Below are 23,853 nucleotides of genomic sequence, written 5' to 3'. Positions count from 1 at the left end.
ATCGTGTCCGCGGCTACGGGTCATGCGAGGAGGATTCGCACCTCGCAGTTCAGCGCCGCCTCCAGCGCGGTCTGCACCCGGCTCTCCGGCACCCGCTCCAGATCGTCCGCGCGCAGCGTCACCGACACGACGTCGAATCCGTCGGCGTCGACCGAGCGTTCGACCGCACCCGTGAGCCCGAACCCCGCGAGCACGCCCCGGGCGTCGGCGTCGGTGCCCCGGCTCAGGAAGGTCACCGGACCCACCGTCGGCACGGTCCCGAAAACCCCTGCGCACCACCGCACGACCTCCCGCCGCGCCGGCCCGGCATCGGCGGTGTCGACCAGGACCTGAATCTCCCGCGAGTCCAGCGCACCCGCCGCGGCCTCGATCACGACCCCGCGCTCCCCCGCCTGCTCCCGCAACCGTGCCAGGCCCGCCGCGAGCCGGACGTCGTCGAGTTCCTTCGTGGGATCGACGTTCACTCGCAGCACCGCGGTTCGCATGTGCACACCCTATCCCCCACAAGGTCACCCGGACCCGTTCTGCCCCAACATATTAGGCGGATTTCCGACTCCTCGACGAGACGCCGACCGTGCGAGTGGACAAGGCCGCTACGAGGTCGCCTGGCGCGCACCTGCTCATCTCACCCCTCGATCAGCCGCGCGGACACAACGGCGCCTGCGCCCCCACGACCGGGGCTGCAGCGACACGGTCGAGCAGCGTGCCGAGTTCGGCGATCCGCCCACCGCCCAGCACCGCGACGCGATCGGCCGGCACCAGGGCATCGCCACGACGATGACGGCGTGGCCACGGCCGGGTTTCGTCCAGGAGGTCTTTTGGGTCGTGAGGTTCAGCAGTGTCCGAGATACGGACATACGCGACTTAAGTTGTTAATTGCGCATATATACATGTTCCCACGTTTGAAGGCCGCCAAGCCCCGACATCGATGATGATTCGTCACGTGGCGACGGAACCGCCCTGGGCGAGTTCGAGTGCGCGTTCGAGCATTCGGGCCACCTCGTCGGCTTGATCGTCGAAGTCGTCCCACAGCTCCTCGAGTTCGCCGAGGCGCTCGTGATCGCGGTGGCGGGCGGCGATCCCGGCGTCGTAGGTGTCGGCCAGGACCGGCTCGGCGTAGACGGGTTCGGGGGGCTCGGGCAGGTTTTCGGCGCGGGCGGCGGCGGACATCAGGCGGTAGGCCGGGACCGGGCCGCGCAGGTGGGCGGCGGCGATCGCGGCAATGGCGGTGGCGGACAACGGGTGTAGCCAGAGGGTCTCGTGGTCGTGCATGGGTGTGTAGCCGCGCGAGTCGAAGCTGGTGAACAGCGGTAGATGCGCGTGGGTGACATCGAGGCCGGTGGCGGGCAGGTCGCGGTGGGCCAGGTGGTGGGCCAGGCGGCCGCGGCCGGCGGGATGGGGAGCCAGGCGCAGCACATCGGTCCAGCGACACAGCACCTCGATCGGGCAGGTCACCGGATCGCCGGTCGCCTCGAGGACCGCGAGATGGTCGCCGATGATCACCTGTTCGCCGCTCGAGCGCAGGTCACGTTGTGTGAGAGCGGCTATTTGGGGATAGCTGAGCCCGGCCCCGGCCAGCACCAGGAGCGCGGCGTTCCGGCGGCCGAACAGGCCCGCGGTCCACCCCCAGATCGGCACCTGCGGCAGTAGTCGCTCGACGCGCCGGCGCAGCTCCGAACGGCGGTGCGCGCGATGGTCGTTGAGCGCGTCGCGCAGGGCCGACGCGCGACCCGGCGCGGGCCTGCCTGCCGCGATATGCGCCCGATTCACCGCGGTCAGCCGCCCGCGCTGGGTGGCCCGCGTGCCGGGATGGTCGTGCAGGAACGCCGCCACGGTGGTCGGCGTCGCCGGTAGAGCGGTTCGCCCGGTTGCCGCGCACCAGCGCGTGAACACCTCCCAGGGGCGGTGGTATCGCCGCGCGAGACCCGCCGGGCGGTCGCAGTCGGCCGAATCGGGCTGCGCGGGCGCTTTTTCCGGCATGTCGTCGCCGTGGCGGGCACCGGGTCGGTTGGCAGGCTCTCCCTCCCGTGCCGATCGAAGGGTTCCGCCGTGAACCGTGGCGGCCATCGAATCCGCTTCCGATACCGTCGCCGTGACCCTGCGCTGCCAGACACGACCGACGGAACTAGCCGTCAGGGGCTGTTTTTCGCGCGGGACACCGCCTTGGAGGGGCCGGAAGAGCGGTGCGGCCGAGTCCACCGCACCGGGCCAGGGGCCGGTACAGACGTGGGTCCCGGAATCGCCGGTATCCCGCGTCATCAACCGGGTGACCGCGAGCGCTCCATCCTCGGGGATCGGACCTTCATCCTGCGGGGCATCCGGGCCGACAGGCCCGTCGGCCGCCCAGGACCGGCCTTCGGCCCGGTCGTAGGCGGCCAGGACGCTGAGCCACCGGTGCACCACGCAGGGCGGGCAGCGACGGCTGTCGGCCGGGTTCCCGGCCAGGAACACGTATTCGGCACTGTCACCGCGTGTTCGGCGCACTCGGATCGTCAGCCCCTCCCCTCCCCCACCGTCCGCCGGGCGCACATCCTCGACCCGCAGCCGGGTCAGGGCGCTGTGACTCAGCCGCTCCCCCAGGACCAGGAGCGCGATATCGCGGCGGGCGAGCACCCGGGCAGCCCAGCCGTGGGCGGCGGCTTCGGTGGCGTGCACCAGCGCGGAAAGGTCCGCGACGGCGGGTCGGGTGGACTCCCCCACCGGGGCCCCCGCCCGGTTCGCACGGTCACGAATGTCGCGCAGCGCCATCGTGACCCGGGGATCCTTGCCCGGATGCGGGTATCCGGCGGCCTGGTGCCGATCACCGATGGCGGCGAGCCAGGCCCCGAAGGTCGCCGACCGGTACCGGCGTGCGCCGCGTGCGCGCGGGGCCGCCGCCTCGGCCAGGTACCGGATGACGCTCTCGGCGTCGGCGGGCAGGGCCCGGCGCCCGTTGGCCACACACCACGTTTCGAAGCGCCGCCAGGACGAGTCGTACATCCGCCGGGTACTCGGCGATACCGCCGGAACGGCTGTTTTGCCGCCGTTTTCGCCCTCGAACACCGCGAGGTCGGTCGTCACGATGCGCCTTCCTGCCCGGGAAACAGCCGTAATCCGACACGAATACACGAACTGAGCTGCGGCGATTCAATGTCGAGCCATCCGCACGCAAATTATCATGCGTCAGAACAAAAAACGTCAATGTGGCTGGGACCGGCCGTGATTCGTGGCGGACAACCCCGACGTCCGGTAGCCGCGTGAACAACCCCTCCGTCGTTCGCCACCGACTTCATCATGCCGCTGACCTGCTGGTTTCGCTGGTTTCGACACGGAAAATCTTACCGTGTCGAATCCCGCCGCACGAGCACGGAATCCGGCCGCGGGCGGCGATCGGTGGCACGTTCATCAACGGTCCGCTCGACCGGGGCAGTGGCGCGGAGCCGGGGAGCTTGCGCGCCCAAGCTCGCTCGCGTTCCGACGGCCACTCCCCTCCCCCACCCGGCCCGGCCCAAGGGTCCGAACGCCGCATCCGCGCGCGGCGGTCATCGAATCCGCAGGCCAGGGGCCTGATGCCGCCAGATTCAACGCTGAGCGACTTTCTCCGCAAAATCGCACACAGGTCCCGGATCGTGGTGTTGTTCGCGCAGAAGATCATTCAGGGAGTATTTCCGGGTTTTGAGGCGTGCGGACGGGGTGAACAGCGACGAAAACGGCTGTTTTCGAGCGAATTTGAGCATCTCGCCAGCAAACGCCGCGCTCAGCAGCTGTTCGCGCAGTGAAGCACGATTCCGGGACCATCCCGCCGCCCAAGTCGCGCCCGCACGCCATCGATACGACCGGCCGAGCGCCGATGCCGTGACTCCTACCTACCCGCTCGGCGCGACATTCCTGGTCGAGAGTTCCTGACCCGGTTGGGCCTTCGAGCGATGCCCGCGTGCACTCGCTGCGGCCAGTCGCGCGGATGCCGGAATCACCGCGCCATCGTGCGGTGTCGCGGCTCGCCACGAGCTCCGGGGCGAGAGCACGAATAGGCGTGGGAGTTCATGGGCGGGCAGGCTTCGGCCCGTGAGCCCCTTCAGTCGGACACCATCGGTATGACTCCTACTCCCCCACCCCGCATGTCTTGCGCAACGACGAGCGGCCTGCTTCGCATCTCGACCCGCGGCGACGATCCACGGCTTGGCGCACGGATCGATTCGGACAATCGCAGTGCTCTCCCCGGGCCGACGGATTCGTCAGTACGGACGACAGTCAATCGGCACCTCGGGGGAGGCATCAACCCGCACTCGGCCGTCAGGTTCGAGCGTTGCGTCCTTTCGCCCGCGCACATCAGCCAGACCATCTCATCGATTCGGACGCAGCACTTCTCGTAGGAGGTTCCGCGCACTCACACCCGTCGGCGTGGAAAGTCACCTCCGGTAGCGAAGCTCCGACTGCGCGAGCAGCGTGTGCACCACGCATGGATGCGCCCGTCGTGATCGCGATCGCGCAGGTCTGCACACAGCGCATCGCGGCCGAGTCCGGTGCACACAGCCCAGGGTTTGTCGGTGTCGATAGGAACCCTTCGTATTCGCCCCGGAAACCGCGTATCTGTCCGCGGGAGGCATGGTTCGGAACGATCGTCCAGGCCGCCCGGGGAAGCACCGACTCCCGTCTACAACTTGGCATTCGATGCGCTGAAGCTCTCCGCGCGATGCGCCGCGGCGAGCGACACCGGTAGCACCGCCCGGCCGCTGCGAACACCTTCGACACGACTGAGGACGGCCCGACAGGGAAGACAGGTGCAGACACCGACAGCTACCGCAGTACCGAATGGGGGAGGGGTTGCGATCCCCCTCTCCCACCGGGCCGCCCGTCACGATTCACAGGTTGTCGCAACAGGCTTTTCACCTGCGAGATGGTTAGACTTCCACCGACGGGAAACGAACCTTGAACCGAGGGAAGGAGGCAACCAGATGAGACGCTTCGGCACTCGCGAGATCCTCACTGCAGCCCCTTCCAGAGTCGTGTCCCCCAGCGGTTTCAGAGGCAGATACACCGCACTCAGAGACTCGAGATGTGGTTCAAATGTTTGCCCTGACCTGATTGTTTTCAGATATGCCGTATCGACTACCGCACCAGCCTCCATACCTAAGGTCGTATGTAACGTCGTACGTAAGACACTGTTTACGACTATCGGTACGACGTTAGATACGACGTTAGGTAAGGCGGTACGGTGGGCGGATTCTACGGACGTAGAAATCGTCGCTGATTCGGTCGCGCGCAAGGACTTTGAGAACGCCGTACTCATCCCCCGATGCAAAGCACTCTTCGAGGTCGCATCGAGAGTCAGGGGAACCACCTCCAGATCGACCGGAGGCGTTGCCGTATCAAGCGGCTTGTTCCATACCCTGGGCAGTGCTTCACCTGCTGCCTTAGACACAACCCTTCGGTACCCCCTGACGCAGGTCATCGATTCGACCGCAAAGACGGGGTTTGACAAGGCAGTTGCGGCGACGTGCGATGCGGTCTCTACGACCGTCCTCATTGACGCCCACTCCACGGCAGTGAGTACGCCCTGCCGCAGAGGCGTGTACCAGACCTTCGAATCGACTTGTTCAGTGACATTCCCTACGGGTTCAGCACGGGCGACTTCTACGGCAGGTCACAACGCCTGTGCTGATACCCGTTCACGCACAGTCGATCCGGTCGATCAGACCCCCATGACTTCGACCATGGAACAGGTCGTCACCGGTCCCTTGTCACAGACAGCATTCGAGACCACCATGAAGACCGATCCTCGGTCCGGTATCTCGGTCGTACTCACGACCGCTGATTCGGCAGCGCGGAAGGCAATACGTCAGGCGACCACAACGGTCCGGGAACAGGGATACTCCAAGGGCTTTCCTCGTACCCGATGCAAAGCACCCGGTACGCGCGTGGATACGGCCGCGCATTCCGCCTCACCGAAGGTCTTCACGATGACACGAAACGGTGTCCGTATGTCGGCCGTCGAAAAGACCGCACTCTCGGCCGAATTCAGGGTCGGATCATCCACCTTCCTGATCGCCGTGCCTTCGACCACGTATCCGACCGAGCCGCCGATCTCGAGCACGACACCTCTCAGGGCTGTCCCACAGGTGTTTTCGCCGACCCTCGTACAGCCCAAGCTCAGGACCGTGCCGACGGCCGAATCGATGACCGCGTACACGCCCCTTCGGCGTGTCGACACACCGATCTGTTTCCGGACCGCCGCACCCGCCGTTCCGACGCCGCGAGCTACGACCCTTAAATAGGCTGACCAGCAGATCAGTTGTAGTGGAGTGCATTTGGCGGTAGCCCCGACACCCGCTCAGACCCGGGCACATACCGCGACACACCCCCTCGCGGTTGTTGTTTCGACGATCTTCGCTCGGGTACTGTCGCCGCCGTGACCAGTACGCGTTTGCTACCCGTTTCCCGAGCCGCCAGACGAACGATCCTCGTGGCCAATCAGAAGGGGGGAGTGGGCAAGTCATCCATCGTCGCCGCGATCGCCGTGGCGGTGGCCAAGCGCAACAAGCGCGTGCTCGTCGTCGACGCCGACCAGCAGGGCAACTGCACGATGCGCGATCTCGGGGTGAAGAACTCCGACGAGGGACGCTCGCTGGCGATGACCCTGCAGTACGGTTCCGCCCTCGAACCGGTGCTCGACGTCCGCCCGGGTCTCGACCTCGTCTGCGGCGGAAAGCTGCTCGCGATGGCGGGCACGGTGGTGTCCAACGCCGAACAGCACGGAATCGATCCGCGCGAGAATCTGCTCAACGCGCTCGACGCCCTCATCGACACCGGTCGGTACGATCTGGTGCTCATCGACTCCGGCCCGGGCGACCGCGGCGTCCTGGATCTGCTGCTGCAGGTGGTGAGCTGGCTGGTCGTTCCCACCAAGGAAGATGACGGCAGCATCGACGGCGCCGAGCTGCTCGCCCGCCGCTACCTGTGGGCCCGCAAGAACGGCGCGCTCGTCGAACTCATGGGAATGATTCTGTTCGACTGCAATCCGCGCGCGGTCCGTCGCAACGAGGACACCCTCGGCAAGATCATGGATCTGCTCGACGGCACCGGCATCGAACCGTTCCGGAACTTCGTGCGGCAGGACAAGGCGACGGCATTGGACGCGCGCGCCTTCCACCTCACGCCCCAGGAGCTCATCGACTTCACTCCGCCCAAGGGCGGCGAGGATTCGACCGAGGCGCCCGCCAAACGCTGGTCACGTGACGCGGAACCCTTGGCTTCGGATTACCAGGCGCTGACCAAGGAAATTCTCGTTCGCCTCGCTGCCGGCGAACGCGCGAAGGAGGTTGTGTAAATGAGCAGGAAGGGCGCCTTCAAGGCCGACGATCTCGACGACATCGACGATCTGCTTCCCCCGCCGCCGCCTCCGGCAGCGGTGCCTCCCACACTGCCGACGCCGCCCGCGCTCGTGGAGCCGCTCCGGGTCGCCGACATCCCGGAGCCCGCACCGGCACCCAAGCCCGCTCGCAAGGCAGCGGCCCGCCCGGCCCCCGCGGCCGAGCCCGCAGCGACCAAGCGCGCCCGCCAAGCCCCCCGGGCGCGAGCCGCGCAGTCCACCCCCGAGGCACACGTCGGTTCCGTTGTGGCCGACGCGCTTCGCCGGCTCACCCATGCCGAGAAGCAGCAGCGGGGCCGCGGGCGCAGCTACGGCGAGGTGGTCCTGGACGCGATCGAGCAGTTCGAAACCGAACTGCGCGAGCACTTCGCCGGTCAGGTCGAGGCCAAGCCGAAGGGCCGCCTGTTCCAGCGCGTCGACCATTCCCGGCCGCGCCGCAGGCGCCATGCCGAACCGCCGGTGAAGATCCCGCTGGCCGGCATCATCTCCGGCGATGTGGAATCGCTCGACCTGCTGGCCGAGGAGTGGCATGCGGGCAGCCGCAGCGCCCTGGTCGATCAGGCGCTGCGCCTCTACCTCGCCGACGAGATCGCAGCTCTGGCAAGCGAAGCCGAGGAGAAGGCCGACGACGGCGATTTCGCGACCGAATCCACCGCCTGATCGGGCCGGGCCCTGACACGCCGTCCTCGGTCCTGGCACGCCGAGGACGTCTCACGCCGCGCGTGAACCTCCCATCTGCTGCCACCGGGCATCCCGTAGCCCGCGATGGACCAGGTCATCGGCCGATTCGATGACACGTAGGTCGTCATCGCCGTAGGTGTTCGTGTGTAGGCGGTCAACGGATTCGACCAGCTGTCTGCGGAATTCCAGCCAGTTCAGCCAGGCATTTCGGATGGCGGGGTCGAGGCCGCGCAGTAGGCGACGGCGCAGCGCCTGACGAGCAGCCAGCTGGGCGGCGTCCAGCGTGCGGAGCCACTGCCGTTGGTGGTGCAGGGAGCGCAGCAGTTTCGCCGAGCGCCCCTTACTGGTGGCCAGACGCTCACCTGGCAGCAGGCGAGCCAGCGCGTCACACCGGAGGGCCCAGCGGAGGCGATCGGCGGCGTGCTCGGCGCGCAGGCGAAGGAGCGAAGCCCGCCCGGGGGAGGGGGTGCTACAGCTAGTGGGTGAAGTTTCACGGTCGGCCCGCCGAGACACCACCTCCGGCCCCACCCCGTAGGCCGCGCAGTCATTCGTACCCTTGCGGTACCGGCGAGTGACCACGAGCAAGCCCACTTGGAGACACACCGCCATCGCGGCCTGAAGTGTGCGGCGGTCCATCAGGGTTCGCTCGGCCAGATCGCGTTGGCTGATGGACCCGTCGCGGGTGACGAGCACCCCGGCCAGATGAAACAGCATCCGGGCGATACTGGCACGACGTTGCGGACGCATCGGAACGCCCGGCAGCACCTCCTCGCTCACGGACTCCAGTTCCGCGCGCAGCGCCTCGATTTCAGGGCCGGGATCGGAGGACGGCTCGACGGTGTTGTCACCGCAGTGGATTCGCCGGGGACGGTCGGTCGCGGCTTCGGCGAGGGCCTTGCGCCACAGCACCAGCCACCACCTGTGCCGGACGGGATAGCCGTATTTCGGGGGACAGGCCGCGCGTGCCAGTGCCCACGCATCGGATTCGGGAAGGCTCCGCTCGGCCGCCACCGCGGTCACCGCGGGCAGCCACTCGTAGCGCTGCCACCAGCGACGGCCGAGCGCACAGGCTTTCGATCCCGGAACGGCAATGGCACGCCAGGCATCGGCGGCGTCGTACTCGGACCGGACCATCGCGCACGCCCGGCCGAACTCCTTGCCCGAACGGGTGTTGTCACGCGCACCCGCTCGGGATCCGGTGCCCCGCGGCCGGCGCGACCCGGCGGCGGGCGCCGCGCGTGCGGAGTCGTCGTTGCCGACCCAGCGATCGGTGACATCGGAAGGCGTCAACGTGCATGCCAAGACCGGGCACGGCAATCCCTGCCGGTGCGGGGAGGTGAGCAGCCGCAGCGTCTTTCCGGTTCGATCGTCGACTTCGACGTCGAACTGACGGGACAGCCGAGCGCACAGACGCTGCCACTGGCGGCGATGGCGCCGCGAGCCTGCCACCGTGACCACGTGCCTGCCCCCGGGACGGCCCGATTCGCGCACCAGATACGGCAGTCGCTCGCGCTCACACCATTTCACCAGTGATTCCGCACAGGCGTCACCCGCGATGGCGTAGCCACGCTGTGGATCTATGTCGGCGGCCAGGACACCCGGTCGCACCCGGCCCGCGATCGATCGGGCCGCACCTGTCGCCAGATCGGAACGGGCCGCGGACAGGCTTCGGGCGCGGGCGGGAGAAGAGTTGTCCTCGGCGATGAGAACCCAAGGTGCGACGAACAACTCGGCCTCGAGATCGGTGAGCCGTGCGACCGAGTTGTCCCGAATGTCGGATGAATACGGGCGTGCGTCACATTCTTCGCACACCCGGGGCGCGCGTTTCCGATTCGTGACACACGCCATCGGTGTGTCGCACGATGTCGGGGTGGAACTCTCATGAGGGCATGCTTTACCCTCAGAGGTGCTTGGCAAAGCAAGCCTCCGTTGCTAGACGGTGGCACCGGCGGACACGAGTTCCAGCTCGTTCCGCAATCTTCGGCCAGGGGTGGATTCCCGGCCGTTATCTCGATACCGATTCAGGCCCTCCCCTTCGGGGGAGTGGTCTGTCTCGAGCCTCGATTCGATGCCCGTTGCTGATGTTGTCTGGGTGTGGGTTCGTCGACGGGCTGTGGGGGTTTCCTCCTCGAAGCGGTGCGGGGCACCGCAAGTCATGACGGCTAACCGGTACAGGTGCGGTCAGCGAACCCGGTGGGGACGTGCGGGATGATCCGCTCGCGCCGGCGTACGAGACGTGACTCGTGCTACCGGTACGTGGGGCGGCTCATCGACGCGCGGGGCTGTAGTCCCGACGGGTGCGATGACGGCAAGCTAGGTGTGGCACAGCAGCTCTCGCCGGTTCTCCAGATGCGAGCTGTGTGATGCAGCTTTGCTACCAGAGACCAGCGAATTCAACGACGACGCGCTCGGAAATCGAGAACACTCGAGCGACACGCCGTCCGAGGACGGGTAACACTCCACTGTTGCCGTGCGTGGGTACACGGACATGCGGTATCCTCAGAACTGCGCGTAGTCATTTCTGTTGCTTTAGCGATGGATACGCACCCCGATGTTTGCAAGACGTACGGGTGGTATCCAACAGATAGGCGCTGGTCGAGAAGGGGCGGCAACCCTGACTTACGACCAAACCGTGAAGCTCTGGCCCTGAGGGCCGGGGCTTTCGGTCTTTCTGCCCACCTGTGCAGTTGTGTGTGCGGTGCGGTCAGGATGCCTGGGCGAACTCCTCGAAGCTTCGGACGGTCTGAACCGCCTGCGGGGTGGCCAGATCCGGTCGGCCGGCCAAGACGCACAGCATGTCCGACATGAACTGATTGACACTGGTGTAGCCGTTGGTCCGGGCCAGGTCCTGGAGGTCGAGCTCTTGGGGGTAGCGGACTTTCGTCTCGTGCCGCGGCCCGAGACTCTTACGACCCATGGGCTTCTTGCCCGGAAGTGCGTCACCCGCTGCCATTAGCTCCTCCTTGCCAAGGGTGGATACCGAATTATGGGTACAACAAGTATCTTTCACTGAAATGTATCCCCCGTCGAGTTGACACGCAACGACACGCCGTTCCCCGCTACCCCGCCGGAATCCCCTGTTCGCGAAGGCCAAATGTTCGTGCAGGTGAGGCTGTTATGCGCAAACCGCACTGGACGAGCGAGCCAGGATAGTCCGAAGTCTTCACCGCCGGAGCGGGATTCGCGAGAAGTGTACGCATGCGCGCGGGGAACACACCCGGAGATTCGTCAATGACGTTGCGACGCAATCCGTTCAACAGCCGAGAAGGGGCCGTCGAGGGCCGGATTCGCTACCTGAGCAGGGCGGACATCACGCCCGGAGCCGGTGCGAGCAGCGAAAAGGCAGCGAGAGCTGCTGGGAGTCATTGGAAGTGGCCGTGCGAGGTCTCTGTTCACAGCCGACGCCAGCCTACTACAGGATTTTTCTAACAGGGAAGAACTACATGGGGACACCGTTTTCCGCGTGTCACCTGCGGAAATACGAGGCCCGCGTCCGCAAGGTATGCGTGCGGCGTCCGCAACTTATGCGCGCCGTCCTGGGAAAACGACGAATCGGATGTCCGCAAGATATGCGCGGAAACCCGGGTGCGACGGCCGAGTTGTCCACAGGACTGTGTATTACGTCCGCGAGATATGCGTGGATAACTCACCCCTGTTTGTGTCCGCCTATTATGCGCGACATCCCGCGTTTCGCCGCGCATAACACGCGGACACGGCATACGAGAAAATATCCGGCGGCCAGCGGTGACGACGACATCGCCTCGCGAGAATTTTCGTTCACCCCGCGCATACCTTGCGGACGCCGGTTATCCACCGTCCGCAAGGTATGCGCGATTGCCCGGTCAGCGTCCGCAAGGTATGCGTGACCGGCCGCCGGGCGTCCGCGAGTTATGCGCACGGTGTCCGCCGGTTATGCGCGCGGGGGCGATGTCCGCGAGATATGCGCGGATGTCCGCCGTTTATGCGTGGTTGTCCGCTGTTTATGCGTGGGCGACAAGGGGTTTCGGTGTCCGCAAGGCATGCGTGGCACCGGGAACCGCCTGTCACCGGGGCGATGTCCGCAAGGTATGCGCCGGCGTCGCAGCAAACTGCCTGGTCGGGAACGGTGTCGACACCTGCTCGATGTCCGCGAGTTATGCGCGAATGAGAACAGGAAACCGCAGGTCGGAGCGAGGCGATACGCCGGGTCCGCGTGTACCTCCGACCGTCGGGGGAGGCGATGTCCGCGAGTTATGCGCGACGCCCGCTTCGACAGGGGGCCTTGACCGGGAGATGTCCACCGCCCGGTCCGCAAGATATGCGTGCCTCGATTGCGCGGTTTTCGACCCTCTGCCCAGCGTGTGACCTGCGGGTGTCCGCGAGTTATGCGTGCGATGACGGGGCGGGCGATAGGGAAAAGCCGTTAGAAACCGGACACGGGGTCGGTGGGAACTGGCATTTTGCCGTGATCATGCAAAACTAGAGGCCATGCCACGACCCAAGCGAACTCCGTTGGACATCGTGCGCGCTGCCGCCGAGGTATGGGATGGCGAGCAGGAGGTCGGATACCTGGCTCGCGTGTTCACCCAGACGTCGCTACCGTACCGGGATCCCGGTGACGTTCCGGCTTGGGGCCGCCGCAACGGTGACCTATCCCTGACCGTGCAGCCGGGCATGACCACCGACGAGAACAACAAACCCGAGTCCATAGGCTATCCCTACGGGACCATGCCGCGGTTGATATTGACCTTCCTCTCCACCGAGGCGGTGCGGACCGGATCGCCCGAAATCGTGTTGGGGGACAGCCTCACCGACTTCATGGGCGCGATGGGCCTGACCGCGACCGGCGGGAAGAACGGCTCCCTCACCCGGATGCGCAACCAGTCGCATCGCCTGTTCAACGCCACCCTGACCATCGAGTACAAGGGCGACGCCAATCGCAGGATCGGCGCGAAGCTGTATGTCGCCAGTGCGTACAACATCTGGTGCGGCACCGACGCCGACGAGGAACAGCCGTCGTTGTTCACCTCGACGGTCCGGCTCAGTGACGAGTTCTTCCGCGAAGTCACCGCCCATCCGGTTCCACTGGACATGAACGCCATCAAGGCCCTCGGCGGTTCGGCTCTGCGCCTGGACATCTACGCGTGGCTGACCTACCGCATGTTCTCGGTGAAACGCGAGACGACCGTGCCGTGGGAATCGCTGATGGCCCAGTTCGGGTCGGGCGCGGACTCGGGGGATCGTCGCCGCCGGCATCAGTTCCGGCGGGACTTCACGACCTCGCTCAAACAGGTGCTGGTCGTGTACCCGCAGGCCAACGTCGACACCACCGACGCCGGCGTGGTGCTGCGACCGGGTCTGCCGCACATTCCGGCCTCACCCGGGTTCCGGGCCCTGGCTCGCGCCTGACCGCGTTCCGTTCCGCGCATAACTTGCGGACATCCCCCGCTCAGGGCGGGGAAGTGGTTTACGCGCGGTGAGCGCTCAGCACCGGAGTGCGCCGGCGAGCATGGTCAGATTCACCGCGTCGGCCATCGCCCGATAGCCGGCGAGATTGGGATGCAACCGGTCCGGGCCGCTGTAGCCGGGGGTCAGCACGGAGGGATTGCCAGGATCGCGCAGGGCGGCATCGAAATCGACCACGCCGTCGGCGATGCTCTGGGTGCGGATCCACTCGTTGATGCGCTGCCGCGCGTCCTCGCTCGCGGGCGCGGTGGCCAGGCCGTCGACCAGGGCGTATGCGGCGGGCATGATCGTGCCCAGCCAGATCTTCACCCCCGCGCCGCGGGCTTCGGCCACGAGTTGCCGCAGGCCCGAGATCAGCTGATCGGCGTTCGCCTGCGGCGGGAGTCCCAGGTCGTTGATGCCCTCGAGGACGAGCACGCCCGCGACCCCGGCCTGCTCGAGCGCGTCCCGCCGGAAGCGCTGAACTCCGCTGGGGCCGAGCATCAATGGCTGCCCGTCGGTGACCAGTCGATTGCTGCCGATACCGGCGTTGACCACGGACAAAGGGATTCCGGCCGCGTCGAGCCGGCGCTGCAGCGCGTCCGGGTAGCGGCCGTCGGTGTCGGCCAGAGCGATCTCGGCCGGTACGCCCACCGGCGAGTTGGTGATCATGCCGTCGGTGATCGAGTCGCCGAACGCCACGATGGATCGGGTCGTGGCCGGGGCGGCGACCTCGAGCGCGTCGACGTACAGCCACGAGTAGGTGGTCTCGGAGAATCCCGCCCCGCTGTCGTCGCCGGTCAGATCGCCACTGCCCGTGGGGGAGTAGTACGAGGTGGCGTTGGCGTTCCAGTGCTTGGTCGGCGGTCCGGCGTTCCCGGCGACATGGATGCTGACCGCCAGGCGCGTGAAGGCCGTGAAGCTCAGCTCGACCGGATCACTCAGGATCTCCGCGCCCGCCGGCACCGTCACCGAGCGATCCGAGCCGAAGGCCACCGGACGCGGATCGCGCACGGCGGCGCCGGTGCCCTGCGGCCCGACGGTGACCGCTCCGAAGGTCACCGGCGTCAACCCGAACCGGTTGCTCAACCGGATACGCAGGCTCGAACCGCCCAGGTGCGGGGTGATCATCATCCGGAAGGTCTGGTCCGCGACCACCGACGGGACAACGGTGCCGGTCGGGTCGAGGGGTGTGATCGCGTCGGTCGCGCTCGCGGTCCAACTGGCGACGAAATGCTCGGTGCCGCAGCTGGTTTCGGCGGGGTCGGCGGTCGCCGAGGCGGCCGGGACCAGTATCGAGACCGCGCCGAGTATCGCGCAGGTGAGCATCGAGGCCCGGCGCGGAGCTCGGGAGCGAGGACGTCTTCGGCCTGTTCGCATGATGAGAATCCTTCTGTAGCCGCGTCGTCGCGGCGGGTGTGCGGGTTCGACCCTGGCACCCGGGGAACGGATGCCCGTGGCGGTTGCGCCCGGAGGTCGGAATGGGATGTCGAACGGTCGCTCTCGTGCGGCGACCGGCGGGAAGGTCTGGGTCGGCGGCACCCGGCTCCGGTAATCTCGGGGCGATGACCACCGCACGCCGAACCAACCGGGGCCCGAGCGCGGCGGCCGGAAATCGGGCGGCGATTCTCGCCGCGGCGCGAACGATCTTCGCCCAGAACGGTTTCGACGCGCCGATGTCGGCGATCGCCCGGACCGCCGGGGTGGGGCAGGGCGTGCTGTACCGGCACTTCCCGAACCGGGAAGCCATCGCCCTGGCGGTATTCGACGACAACATCGCCGAGATCGAGGCGCGCGCCGCCGACCCCGGGCGCACCCTGGACGAACTGCTGAACATGATCGTCGAGCAGCTCACCGCCTCGGCGGCGCTCATCGCGCTCATCGATCCCGAGAACACGTTCGACGCGCGGCTCACCGACCCGGCGACCCGGTTGTTCGTCCTGATCTCGGGAAAGCTCGACGATCCCGATCAGCGCGGCGCGGTGCGCGCCGAGGCGACGGGCGCCGATGTGATCATGGCGTTGTCCATGCTGGCGGCCCTGCTGACCAAGACGGACCCGTCCTGCCGGGAGCAGGTCTCCCGGCAGGCGTGGAACATCTTGTCGCACGGCCTTTTTCGCTGACCCTCAGATGAGGGAGCCGATGTCGCGGGCCACGATGTTGTCCAGGGCCCGCTCGGCGAGCGCCGCGATGGTCATCGAGGGATTGCAGGCCGCGGTGGTGCCGGGGATCAGCGCGCCGTCGACCACGTACAGGCCGGGCTGGCCCTGTACCCGCCCGTCGAGGTCGCAGACCACCCCCATGTTCGCCCCGCCCAGCGCGTGCCAGGTCGAGTTGAACGCGAGGTTGGTGTCCACCAGGGTGCCGGTGGGAGCCGCGATGCGATGCGCCGCTGGGCCGATGTGGTTGTTCTGGATGTCGGCGTCGCCGTTCGCCGGCCAGTACAGCGCGGCGTCGTCGCGAGCGGCGTCGTAGCTGAAATGGCCGCGGTCGGCGCTGACGCCGAAACCGACCATCATCGTGCTGCCCGCGTCCACGCCCATCGGCGGGATCGACGCCTGGATCAGGGTGTGTGCCGACTTCGGGTCGGACCAGTTCTTGCTGCCGTACACGACCGGACCACCCTGTGCGGCGCCGAAATTCGCCGCCGGGTCGTTCCAGAGGTAGATGCGGTCGGCGTTGGTGCCCCAGCCCTGGCCGAGGCCGTCGGGCAGGTCCGTGATCTGGCCCTTGGCGCTCGCGCGCACCAGCAGCCGGGTGGTGTTGAGGCTGCCCGCCGCCAGGACCAGGGCCCCGGTGGTGAGGATCTTGTTCTCCACGACCGCGCCGGTGGTGTCCAGGCGTTGTACGTGCACCACCCAGCGTCCGTCGCTCGCGCGCTCGATGTCGGTGACCTCGTGCAGGGTTTCGACGCGGACCCGGCCGGTGGCCTCGGCCTGTTCGATGTAGGTGACGTCGACCGAATGCTTGCCGCCGTTGTTCACGCCCATCGCGCCGTCGCCGTTGGTGTAGGACGGCTTCATCTCCCCGCGCAGTTCGGCGAGCGCGTAGTTCCAGTCGATGGGCATGGGGATCTTCGACAGCGGCATGCCGGCCTGCCGGACGCGGTCGGCGAAAATCCTGGCGACACGGTAGTTCTCGGTGGCGATCAGTTCGTCGGGCGCTTCGGCGAGTCCGAGCATGCGGGCCACGCGCGGATAGTGCACCCGGTTCAGGGTCGCCCAGTCCAGCTCCTGCGGGAACCAGGTGTTGAACAGCTCTTCGGTGGGTTGCAGCGACATGCCCTGGTACACCAGCGAACCGCCGCCGACGCCGGAGGCGCACAGCGCGGTCATGTTCGTTCCGGCCACGGCCTCGACCAGACCGGTGTAGGGCTCGAACACCATCGGGGTACCGAAGAGGTTGGGGCTCGATCGGTACCACAGGATGCGCTTGTCGGGCGCGGACGCGCGCGGGAAGGTCTCGGCGTTCGGGCCGGTGCGCCAGCGCAATCCGCGTTCGAGCACCGTGACCTGCACCCCGGCCTGTGCCAGTCGCAGCGCGGTGACGCCGCCGCCGAAGCCCGAACCGATCACCACGACGCGGTGGTCCTCGCGGGTGAGTTCGACCCGGTTGACCCGGGCCGCCGCCGGGGCGGGCCGGGTGAGGGCACCGGTGGCCAGGAGTGCGGCGCCGGCGGCGACACCGGTCATCATCGACCGGCGCGAGAGTGCTGTCATCGGGAGAGACCCTTCGGAGGGGGGAAGACGAGGGCGTGACGGCCGCCACAAGGGGGCCTGTCGAGCGAGGACGATACCGGACAGTGTTGTCCGGATAAAGGGCCGGTTTTCCGCGTGCGTCCCCGGGAGTGAGTGTCGGTGCTCTCGCCGGTGCGGCAAACGGGGTCCCGAATCGCCCTCGTGTGCCGCCGTGGGTAGTTATGTCAAAGATAGTGTCGTAGATAAGGTCGTATCTACTGTCGTATATACGACACTAAATCCAATGCCGCGCCTGAACTGGGTTTACGCGACTGTATCGGCTTCTCCTTGAGAGTGCTGGACAGACTTGTTCCGCCGCTTCATCGCGTCGGACGCGGCCGCTGCGGCGTACGACCCGGTGAGCGCGACCATGGCGATCGCGGCTCGAAGCGGGACGTCCCGGCGGGCCAGGTGAACGAGCCCGGTCCCGGTGTCGGCGATGTCCACCATCAGACCGAGACGCTGCCAGCGCACGCGCTCGGGCGTGGGGGCGGTGAGGTAGCCCAGGCCCATCGCCAAAGCCCGGGCTCCGTAAATCCTTGTCATATAGGTGAGTTCGGGGGAACTCGCGACACCGACGACCGCGGCGAATCGTCGTGGGGCGCTCAGGGCCGCGGCCGCCAGGAGCAGGCGGCCTCCGGCCAGCACCCGGAGTGCGGGGCCCGGGGCCGGGGCGGTGGCCGGGCGACCGGTCGATGCGGGGGAGTGGGGTGCGAAGTTCGAGTCGATGACGGATGTGGTCATGTCGGAGCCTCCCGGCTTGAGATTGGCGCACGCCGTCACATTGGCCGTGCTTCCTGAAAGTGAACTTACTACTTCACAATACTGAAGCACCAGCTGTAGGAGACTAAACTTCCGAACCATGGCCAAGCGTTCGTACAACCAGTACTGCGGTATCGCCACCGCCCTGGATCTGCTCGGGGAGCGGTGGTCGCTGCTGATCGTGCGCAATCTGCTGGTGGGGCCCAAGCGATTCAAGGATCTGCTCGACGGCCTCCCCGGCATCGGCACCGGCCTGCTGAGTCAGCGGCTCAAGGAACTCGACGCCGCGGGTCTGATCACCCGCGACACGCTGCCCCCGCCCGCCGCCTCGGCCGTCTACCGCCTCACCGCCGACGGTGAGTCCCTGCGCCCGGTCCTGTACGAGCTGTCCCGCTGGGGCCTGCGCCGTCTGGGCGAACTCACCGACGAGCAGTACCTGGACCCGGAGCTCGTCGCGCTCGCACTCGAAGCGCACTTCGATTCGAGCCGTGCCGACGGAACCGCCGACGGCAGTTACGAACTCGCCGTCGACGGCCACACCTTCGTTTTCACGATCTCCGGCGCCACCATCGACATTCGAGCCACCGCCGCCGCGTCGCCGCGCACGCGGTTGTCGACCGACGCGCGCACCCTCGCCGCCCTGAATGCCGGATCACGCACGCTGGTCGAAGCGGTGGCCGAAGGCACCCTCACCGCCACCGGTGATCTCGAGGTACTGCCTACGCTGGCCGTGCTCTTCGGCGCCGGAGGCGCTATTCGCGGACCGGCTGCATCTCTTCCACCTCGTCGCTGACCTTCTCCACCTCGTGCACCGCGGAATCCGGTTCCGCCGTGCGTATCCGGCCCGGGGCCCAGAACCCGATCGCGACCGCGCTCACCAGGGTCAGCGCTCCGAGGGCGATCGATGCCTGGCCGACGCCGTGCACGAAGGCGGCCGAGGCGGCCTCGGCCAGGGGATCGGCCTGCGGGCCCAGGCGCGCGGTCACTTCGAGCGTGGCCGCCAGCGAATCCGACACCGGATCGCGCAGTTGTTCGGGCAGGGCCGCGACGGTCGAGGCGATGCGGTCGCTGTAGCCGGCCGCCAGGATGCTGCCCGCCAGCGCGATGCCGACCGCGGCGCCGACTTCGCGGGCGGCGTCGTTGACCGCGGCCGCCACACCGTGGTTGCCGGTCGGCACCCCGGAGACGATCGCGGCGGTCGCGGGTGCGGTGGCCAGACCGATGCCGGTGCTGGTGATCAGCAACGGCCACACCAGATCCGCGTAGGTGCTGTCGGGGGACAGGTGCGCGACCGACAGCAATCCGATGCCGAGCGTGAGCAGGCCGAGCACGGTGGGCACGCGCAGGCCGAACCGCTCGGCCAGCCGGGGCGCGATGGGGGAGAGCAGCATCATCGGCCCGATCATCGGCGCCATCGCCACCGCCGACCACAGCGGGCGGTATCCCAGGATCAGCTGCATGTACTGCACGATGAGCAGGAACAATCCGAAGGAGACCAGGAACTGGATCGCGACCGACAGTGCGCCGCTGCCGAATCCGCGCCGCAGGAACAGGCGCACATCCAGTAGCGGATGCCGGGTTCGAAGCTCGACCACCACGAACGCGGCGCCCGCCAGCAGCGACCCCGCGAGCGCGATCCACGGCACGGGATGCGTCCACCCGCGCGCGGGAACCTCGACCATGGCCAGCACGAGCAGCCCGACCGCGAGGCTCGACAGCGCCGATCCGAGCAGGTCGAACGGCGGCCGCGCGGGGTCCGCGGATTCGGGCAGCGTGCACGACGCGATCGCCAGCACCGCGCCGGCGATACCCATCGCCAGCGGGATCGACTGCCACGACCAGTGTTCCACCAGCAGCCCGGATCCGATGATGCCCACCACCGCGCCCGCGCCGGCCATTCCGGCCCAGATGCCGACCGCCACCCCGCGCCGCGATTCCGGGAAACTCGCGGTCAGCAGCGACAGGGTCGAGGGCATCACCAGCGCCGCGCCGACACCGGCCACCGCGCGGGCGGCGATGAGCCAGCCCACCCCGTCCACGAACACCGGCACCAGTGAGGCGGCGGCGAAGATCGCCAGACCGACGACCAGCGCGGCGCGGCGGCCGTACCGATCGCCGAGCGCTCCGCCCGGCAGCACCAGGCAGGCCAGCGCCAGGGTGTAGCTGTCCACGATCCAGGTCAGGTGCTGCTGGGTCGCGCCGGTCGAGGACGCGATCTGGGGCAGCGCGGTGTACAGCGCCGCCATCGACGCGATGATGAGAACGATTGCCAGACAGGACAGTACGAGCGTCCAGCGCTGCAGGGGCGAGAGTCGGGCCTGGCCGGAATTCATCGGCGTCTCCCAGTGGTACCGAAGGTAGCGTTACGCTACTACCAGTAGCACACTTGGGAGGGGTGACGGTAGAATTACCAGTAATACAACCGGTAATGGCGACGGTATCGAGCGCGAGGCCGAAAGGCTCTCGTCGGAAACCGTTTTCGCGGTCGCGGGCGACGCCGAGGACGATCCACGGAAGGTGCGATCGCGTGCCCTCCTGCTGCGGGCGGCCACCACGCTGTTGAGTACCGGTGGCATCGAAGCGGTGACGATCGAAGCGGTCACCCGGATCTCGAAGGTCGCTCGCACCACGCTGTATCGGCACTTCGACAGCGCCGCCCATCTGCGCGCCACCGCCCTGCGGGAATTGCTGCCGCCGGTCGTCCGCACCCGCGACAGCGGAACCCTGCGCACCCGCCTGATCGACCTGATCACCCGTCAGGCCGCGGTCATCAACGACGCGCCGATCCATGTCACGACCCTGGCGTGGCTCGCCACCGCCGATCACGCCGATTACGGTGCGGCCCCGGCATTCACCTCGTTGCGCGAGCGGATCATCGAGCAGTACCGCCGGCCCTTCGACGAGGTGTTCGACAGTCCCGAGGCCCGCGAGCTGGTCCGCGACGAGGATCGGGCACTGGCCCTGGCCCAGCTGGTGGGGCCGATCGTCTTCCAGCGGCTGGTCGGCGGCGAGGCCGTCGCCGAGGCCGAGTGCGTCCGCCTGGTCGACGATTTCCTGGCCGCTCGCACCGCGCGCGACGGGCAGCCGAAAACCTGACGGCCACCGGTGATCTCGACCGTTTCAGGCGTAACCGCCGTGAGAGATCCGGTGCGGGCCGGTGCGTTCGTGACCGGTCGCAACCGTTCAGCGAACGAGTGCGCACCCGGGCCGGTCCCGGTGAGTGGGACCGATGTTCGGGCCGGATCGCCACCCGATAACGTCAAGGGCGTGAGTTCGCCTAGACGTGTCAACAAGGGTCCGGCCGCCGCCGCGGAGAACCGCGCCGCGCTGTTGGAGGCCGCACGCGGCGCTTTCGCCGCGCACGGGCTGAACGTGCCGCTCAGTCTGATCGCGCGGGCCGCGGGCGTGGGGCAGGGCAGTCTGTACCGGCACTTCCCCAATCGCGAGGCGATCATCCTGGCGGTCTTCCGGGAGAACATCGAGCAACTCGAGGCGATCGCCGCCGACGTGGATGCCACGCTCGACGAGCTCCTGGACCAGATCTTCGAGCAAATGACCGCGGTCACACCGCTTTTCGACTCGCTCGCCGGGGCCGATCTCAACGATTCCCGACTGGCCGAGTCGATCGCGCGGCTCTACGGCCTGCTGGGTGACAAGCTCGCCGACGAGACCCGGCGCGGCAGCATCCGCGCCGACGCGACCGCGGAGGAGATCTTTCTCGCGGTCGGCATGCTCGGGGCGCTGCTGAACCGGACGCCCGAGGATCAGCGGGAGTCGATCGCCGGCAAATCCTGGCAGCTGCTGTTGCGCTCGCTGCGGCACTGACCTGCTGCGGCGCACGCGTAGGCGAAACGGCAGATTTTCCCTTTCCTCGCGATTTCGCTCTTGACGCGAGGCGGTGAGGGCGGACACACTACTGTCCGGTAACCGGACATGTCCGTCCGGTTGTGGGCAGGAACACTCGCCGCCGCCGACCGGCTCGTCACCGGTCGCTCGATCCTGTCGGATCATGGCCCGGCGCAGTGCATTTCGAGGGGAAAAAGTTGAGAAGAGCACGTACGATCGCCCCGATGCTGTCGGCGATCGCGGCGCTGTCGGTCGCCTTCGCGTCCACGACGGTGCCCGCGCCCCCGGCGCACGCGGCCGTCGATTCGTTCTACACCTACCGCGGCGCCACGCCCCTGGGCGATCTCGCCCCGGGCACCGTGCTGGCGACCCGGACCCTGAGCTATCACATCGCGGCCATCCCCACCCCGATCACCGCGATCCAGCTGCTGTACCGCACCACCGACGCCCTGCAGCGGCCGATCGCCAACGTCACCTCGGTGCTGTTGCCGCCCGGCGGCGTCGATCCCGCCAAAGCCGTTGCCTACCAGTCATTCTACGATTCGCTCAGCCCCGAGCACGGTCCGTCGCGGTCGATCGCCGGTGATCTGAGCCTGGGCAACATGGTGCTGGGGTCGGAGAGCATCCTGCTCGCGGACATCCTCGCGCGCGGTTACGTCGCGATCGTCGCCGACACCGAGGGCCCCTCGGCCGACTTCGCGGCCGGGCCCGAATACGGCATGACCACCCTGGATTCGATTCGCGCCGCGACCCGTTCGCTCGAGACCGGGCTCAACGCCGAGACCCGCGTCGGGCTCGTCGGCTACTCCGGCGGTGCGATCGCCACCAACTGGGCCGCCGCGCTCGCCCCCGAATACGCGCCCGACGTCAACGACAAGCTCGTCGGCGCCACTCAGGGCGGGCTGCTGGTCAATCCGGCGCACAACCTGCGGTACGTCAGCGGCAGTCTGGGCTGGGCCGGCGTGGCCGGTATGGCGATCATCGGCATCGGGCGTTCCTACGACATCGATCTCGCGCCGTACCTGAACGATCGCGGCCGCCAGGTCGTCGCGGCCATGCACGACGCGTCCATCGCCAACGTGCTGTTCCAGTACCCGGGCCTGACCTGGGCGCAGATGGTCAAGCCCGAGTACGCGGACCCGAACAGCGTGCAGGTGCTGGTCGACACCGTCGACAAGGTCAACCTCGGATCCGCGGCGACGCCGACCATTCCGCTGTACATCGCCCAGGGCGCCGGCGGCGACATCGAGGGCACGCCCGGCAACAATCCGACGGTCGGACGGGGTGACGGCGTCATGGTCGCCGGCGATGTCCGCGGCCTGGTGCGCCAGTACTGCGCCACCGGGAACACCGCCGTGGAGTACCACGAGTACGCCGATCTCAGCCATATCCCCACCCTGGCCGTGTGGACGACGGGGGCCATGGCCTGGATCGACGCGCGATTCGCCGGTCTGCCCGCCGGATCGAATTGCGCCGGAGTCGCCCCGGGCAACCCGATGACGGCGGACCTGTAGTCCGTTCGTTCACACCGCGAGTGCCGCAACAGTATTCGGGCTGTTGCGGCACTCGGTGTATCCGGGGCACGGTGTTCGGCACGGGTGAGTGTCGCAGGATGAACCGTCACTGTGACGATCGCTGCGTGGGGGTGTGGATGATCGGCTTCGGCCGGCGACACGGCCCGGGGCTCGTATCCAGGCGATCATCGAAATAAACGCCGTTCACTATTTATCGTGCCGAATGAATGGCCGGTCGCGGTAGTCGCGAATCCCCGTGGGACATCTCGAACCATTCTTATGGACATATGTCTGGACACCGCTATGCTTTGGAGTCGGAGGGTAAGTCGGCGAACCGCCGTCGTGGCCTCTCTCATTGTGCGATGGAAGGGAATTCGATGAAGACACGGCTCAACTGCCCCTGCGGCGAGTACATCCGGGGCGTCGACGAGGAAGATCTCGTGACCAAGACGCGTAAGCACCTGGCCGAGGCGCATCCCACCCACGACTACTCGCGCGACGAGATCCTGTTCATCGCGTACTGAGTTCCGCTCGAGTGCCG

General features: G+C 67.5%; 19 protein-coding genes. 10 read left to right on the top strand and 9 right to left on the bottom strand.

From position 1 onward, the window contains the following. Positions 1 to 20: 20 nt before the first annotated feature. The gene (locus tag ACWDOP_RS00915) at positions 21 to 485 is read right to left on the bottom strand and encodes a hypothetical protein (protein WP_456343292.1); all 465 of its coding nucleotides are present in this window, start codon (positions 483 to 485) and stop codon (positions 21 to 23) included. 454 nt (positions 486 to 939) lie between these two features. Continuing rightward, positions 940 to 3,060 carry a hypothetical protein gene (locus ACWDOP_RS00910; RefSeq protein WP_456343291.1) on the bottom strand — a complete coding sequence of 707 codons (2,121 nt, stop codon included), beginning with the start codon at positions 3,058 to 3,060 and terminating at the stop codon, positions 940 to 942. Positions 3,061 to 3,236: 176 nt separating this feature from the next. Here ACWDOP_RS00910 and ACWDOP_RS00905 point away from each other — a divergent pair, with 176 nt between their 5' ends. Beyond that, a complete protein-coding gene (locus ACWDOP_RS00905; RefSeq protein ID WP_456343290.1) occupies positions 3,237 to 3,758 on the top strand; it encodes a hypothetical protein in 522 nt (173 codons plus the stop codon). Positions 3,759 to 5,818: 2,060 nt separating this feature from the next. Here ACWDOP_RS00905 and ACWDOP_RS00900 read toward each other — a convergent pair. After that, positions 5,819 to 6,073, bottom strand: a complete 255-nt coding sequence (locus tag ACWDOP_RS00900) for a hypothetical protein (RefSeq protein WP_456343289.1) — start codon at positions 6,071 to 6,073, stop codon at positions 5,819 to 5,821. A gap of 315 nt (positions 6,074 to 6,388) precedes the next feature. On the opposite strand from ACWDOP_RS00900, the gene ACWDOP_RS00895 reads away from it, so the two are divergent. Both ACWDOP_RS00895 and ACWDOP_RS00890 read left to right on the top strand, forming a co-directional pair. After that, positions 6,389 to 7,306 (top strand): ParA family protein, encoded by a 918-nt coding sequence (locus ACWDOP_RS00895; protein WP_456343288.1) that lies wholly within the window; start codon positions 6,389 to 6,391, stop codon positions 7,304 to 7,306. Beyond that, positions 7,307 to 8,008, top strand: a complete 702-nt coding sequence (locus ACWDOP_RS00890) for a ribbon-helix-helix domain-containing protein (protein WP_456343287.1) — start codon at positions 7,307 to 7,309, stop codon at positions 8,006 to 8,008. It abuts the gene before it with no gap. Between the two features lie 51 nt (positions 8,009 to 8,059). On the opposite strand, the gene ACWDOP_RS00885 is transcribed toward ACWDOP_RS00890, so the two are convergent. Both ACWDOP_RS00885 and ACWDOP_RS00880 read right to left on the bottom strand, forming a co-directional pair. Further along, complete coding sequence (locus ACWDOP_RS00885; RefSeq protein WP_456343286.1) at positions 8,060 to 9,757, bottom strand: hypothetical protein; 1,698 nt, start codon at positions 9,755 to 9,757, stop codon at positions 8,060 to 8,062. A 976-nt stretch (positions 9,758 to 10,733) separates the two neighbouring features. Further along, positions 10,734 to 10,982 carry a hypothetical protein gene (locus ACWDOP_RS00880; RefSeq protein ID WP_454207020.1) on the bottom strand — a complete coding sequence of 83 codons (249 nt, stop codon included), beginning with the start codon at positions 10,980 to 10,982 and terminating at the stop codon, positions 10,734 to 10,736. Between the two features lie 1,514 nt (positions 10,983 to 12,496). Here ACWDOP_RS00880 and ACWDOP_RS00875 point away from each other — a divergent pair. Then, positions 12,497 to 13,417, top strand: a complete 921-nt coding sequence (locus tag ACWDOP_RS00875; RefSeq protein WP_454207021.1) for a replication protein RepA — start codon at positions 12,497 to 12,499, stop codon at positions 13,415 to 13,417. A 75-nt stretch (positions 13,418 to 13,492) separates the two neighbouring features. Here the strand turns inward: ACWDOP_RS00875 and ACWDOP_RS00870 are convergent, their stop codons facing one another. Continuing rightward, a complete protein-coding gene (locus tag ACWDOP_RS00870) occupies positions 13,493 to 14,833 on the bottom strand; it encodes a GDSL-type esterase/lipase family protein (protein ID WP_456343285.1) in 1,341 nt (446 codons plus the stop codon). Positions 14,834 to 15,018: 185 nt separating this feature from the next. Between ACWDOP_RS00870 and ACWDOP_RS00865 the strand changes: the two genes are divergently transcribed. Continuing rightward, positions 15,019 to 15,576, top strand: coding sequence for a TetR/AcrR family transcriptional regulator (locus ACWDOP_RS00865; protein WP_454207025.1), 558 nt, complete (start codon positions 15,019 to 15,021; stop codon positions 15,574 to 15,576). Positions 15,577 to 15,579: 3 nt separating this feature from the next. Here ACWDOP_RS00865 and ACWDOP_RS00860 read toward each other — a convergent pair whose 3' ends face one another. Then, positions 15,580 to 17,172, bottom strand: coding sequence for a GMC oxidoreductase (locus tag ACWDOP_RS00860; protein WP_456343284.1), 1,593 nt, complete (start codon positions 17,170 to 17,172; stop codon positions 15,580 to 15,582). Between the two features lie 282 nt (positions 17,173 to 17,454). After that, entirely contained in the window at positions 17,455 to 17,934 is a 480-nt protein-coding gene (locus tag ACWDOP_RS00855; RefSeq protein WP_456343283.1) for a hypothetical protein, read from the bottom strand. Positions 17,935 to 18,052: 118 nt separating this feature from the next. Between ACWDOP_RS00855 and ACWDOP_RS00850 the strand changes: the two genes are divergently transcribed. Beyond that, positions 18,053 to 18,745: a winged helix-turn-helix transcriptional regulator gene (locus ACWDOP_RS00850; RefSeq protein WP_456343282.1), complete on the top strand. Its 693-nt coding sequence runs from the start codon at positions 18,053 to 18,055 to the stop codon at positions 18,743 to 18,745. On the opposite strand, the gene ACWDOP_RS00845 is transcribed toward ACWDOP_RS00850, so the two are convergent. Further along, positions 18,705 to 20,285, bottom strand: coding sequence for an MFS transporter (locus ACWDOP_RS00845; protein WP_456343281.1), 1,581 nt, complete (start codon positions 20,283 to 20,285; stop codon positions 18,705 to 18,707). The genes ACWDOP_RS00850 and ACWDOP_RS00845 overlap by 41 nt on opposite strands. A 184-nt stretch (positions 20,286 to 20,469) precedes the next feature. Between ACWDOP_RS00845 and ACWDOP_RS00840 the strand changes: the two genes are divergently transcribed. The 4 genes from ACWDOP_RS00840 (at position 20,470) to ACWDOP_RS00825 (ending at position 23,836) form a co-directional block, all read left to right on the top strand. Next, positions 20,470 to 21,048 (top strand): TetR-like C-terminal domain-containing protein, encoded by a 579-nt coding sequence (locus tag ACWDOP_RS00840; RefSeq protein ID WP_456343280.1) that lies wholly within the window; start codon positions 20,470 to 20,472, stop codon positions 21,046 to 21,048. A gap of 171 nt (positions 21,049 to 21,219) precedes the next feature. Then, positions 21,220 to 21,777 (top strand): TetR/AcrR family transcriptional regulator, encoded by a 558-nt coding sequence (locus tag ACWDOP_RS00835; protein WP_454207037.1) that lies wholly within the window; start codon positions 21,220 to 21,222, stop codon positions 21,775 to 21,777. A gap of 245 nt (positions 21,778 to 22,022) precedes the next feature. Further along, positions 22,023 to 23,312: a lipase family protein gene (locus ACWDOP_RS00830; RefSeq protein ID WP_456343279.1), complete on the top strand. Its 1,290-nt coding sequence runs from the start codon at positions 22,023 to 22,025 to the stop codon at positions 23,310 to 23,312. A gap of 377 nt (positions 23,313 to 23,689) precedes the next feature. Next, positions 23,690 to 23,836, top strand: a complete 147-nt coding sequence (locus ACWDOP_RS00825) for a DUF1059 domain-containing protein (RefSeq protein WP_454207041.1) — start codon at positions 23,690 to 23,692, stop codon at positions 23,834 to 23,836. Positions 23,837 to 23,853 lie beyond the last annotated feature (17 nt).

The organism is Nocardia sp. NPDC003693 (assembly GCF_053981095.1).
This window is presented reverse-complemented; position numbering and strand designations above follow the sequence as displayed.